The organism is Burkholderia sp. 9777_1386 (assembly GCF_015712265.1).
GTDB classification, from domain to species: Bacteria; Pseudomonadota; Gammaproteobacteria; order Burkholderiales; family Burkholderiaceae; genus Burkholderia; species Burkholderia cenocepacia.
The window spans coordinates 1-1,454 of the sequence record NZ_JACCQB010000120.1; the positions used below are offsets into that span (position 1 = coordinate 1).

Here is a 1,454-nt window from a genome sequence, read left to right on the forward strand (position 1 = left end):
GGGCGGATTCAACCGGTCGTCGCAACACTAAATTGTTGAACAGATTTCAGGTACTCGTCGAGAGCTTCGGCCGGCGTCTTCCAGCCGAGCGCTTTCCGGGGCCTGGTATTCAATGTATTTGCAACGGCTTGAATCTCTCGAGCGCTCCACCGGGATAGGTCGGTGCCCTTTGGGAAGTATTGTCGTAGAAGGCCGTTCGTGTTTTCGTTCGTGCCACGCTGCCATGGGCTGTGCGGGTCCGCGAAGAAGACCTTCACGCCGGATTCGATCGTGAAGCGAGCGTGATCGGACAGTTCCTTGCCGCGGTCCCACGTCAATGATCGCCACAACTGGGCAGGCATGTCCGTCACAGTTTTTTTGAGCGCATTGGCCATCGTGACAGCTCCGTAGCCGGCCAGCGCGGGTCCATTTTTCGTGCGCGGAATCACCCCATAGCCGCTCTCCCGAGGTAAGTGCACGAGCATGGTGAAACGGCTCGATCTCTCCACCAGTGTCCCGATAGCGGACCGGTTCAGGCCGATGAGCAGATCCCCCTCCCAATGGCCCGGCACCGCACGATCCTCTGCCTCTGCTGGGCGGCTGGAAATCATCACGTCCTCACTTACGTGTGCCCACGCCTTGGCTTGCGCCCTGGCTCTGGGAACGCGCAACGCGCGCCCGGTGCGCAGGCAGCCCACCAGTTCGCGCTTGAGCGCGCCGCGTCCTTGAATGTATAGGGCTTGGTAAATGGCTTCGTGAGAGATGCGCATGGAATCATCATCGGGGAAATCGATCTTCAGCCGGTTAGCAATCTGTTCAGGCGACCAGCCATTGACCCATTTGCGGTCACCGCGACGTGGCTTGTTTCGCCCCTTGAACGGTGCCTGCCGAGGCCCGACAATCTCGCGACCATCGGCGTCATGCACATTGCCCTCCAGGCGCTCCTGTACGTAGTGGTGCAGTTGCGCGTTGGTCGCCAGTTTCGCCGGCTTTGGTCGTTTGGCAAACCGTTCCGCCTTCCACTGCGCAACCGAAGCACGATACTCAAGGCAGCCACCACGAGTGGCAGCGTTACGCGTGAGCTCCCGCGAAACCGTTGATGGGCTGCGTCCGATACGACGGGCGATCTCGCGCACGCCAAAGTTTCGGGCCGACAGCAATGCTATCTCTTCTCGCTCAGCGAACGACAAGTACCTACCGGATATCGGATTCGTCATGAAAAGTGGCATGCCGCCACGATAGCGGAACCAACGCGAACCTACCGCCGGCGATACCCCAACTGTCTCTGCTGCTCTCTCGCTCGTGATACCGGTGGCGATCTGCTTCCAAAATAGACGCTCGGTTTCATGCCGAAGCGATGGTGCGCCCGGCGAGTGCATCGCTCCTCGGCCTGTCAACTGATACACCCGCTTTGCGCTTCGCCCCATGCAACACCTCCTCGATTAAAGGTGTTGCGACGACCGGTTGAATTCGCC

Annotated in this window: 1 protein-coding gene; it reads right to left on the reverse strand. The window is 59.8% G+C overall.

Translation table 11 applies throughout. The features are described 5' to 3' along the window. Nucleotides 1–8 precede the first annotated feature (8 nt). Nucleotides 9–1,406, reverse strand: a complete 1,398-nt coding sequence (locus H0X91_RS34620) for an IS30 family transposase (RefSeq protein WP_062910425.1) — start codon at nucleotides 1,404–1,406, stop codon at nucleotides 9–11. Nucleotides 1,407–1,454: the final 48 nt, after the last annotated feature.